The 549-nt window shown below is 52.6% G+C and carries 1 pseudogene; it reads left to right on the top strand.

Annotated elements, in window-relative coordinates:
- Nucleotides 1-540: pseudogene (locus tag EYA77_RS07785) on the top strand (mercury methylation corrinoid protein HgcA); the annotation flags it as partial.
- Nucleotides 541-549 lie beyond the last annotated feature (9 nt).

Raw genomic sequence — 549 nt, 5'->3', positions numbered from 1 at the left:
TTTATCGGGGCGGGCCTGAAAGCGACGCAAGACATGCGTACCGTAAAATTCACTTTTTCAGACAGAATAGTCCTGACGCCGGTAGAACTGGTGCACATGGTACGGCCAGTGGCTATTGCCCTGATTGCTGTAATAGTTTTAAACCTGCTCGGCATCAAGCTGGTCAGATCAGCAGGTGACATGGTCCCTTACCTGGGGGCCATCCTGACCGGATGTGTGGCCATGCCCGCGCTGCTGCCCTGGATTCCGGGACGGGCTTTTGCCTGGAAGGGGTGGCTGGCGGGACTCATCTGGGTGCTTCTGGTGGGCGCTTACCACACCTGGAGCGCAGCCAGTCCGATAAGCTGGGGGACATTTCTCTTCTACCTGTTGATCCTGCCTCCAATATCATCATTTCTGGCTATGAATTTTACCGGCTCATCAACCTATACCTCACTGTCAGGCGTAAAAAGAGAAATGAGGATCTGGATGCCTGTGATTATTGGTTCCGCCGGTACAGGGATTGTCTTTATGGGCTTGAAAACATTCCTGAAGTTTTAACTGGGGGTA

This window comes from Methanocorpusculum sp. GPch4 (assembly GCF_012062385.1).
GTDB classification, from domain to species: Archaea; Halobacteriota; Methanomicrobia; order Methanomicrobiales; family Methanocorpusculaceae; genus Methanocorpusculum; species Methanocorpusculum parvum.
This window is presented reverse-complemented; position numbering and strand designations above follow the sequence as displayed.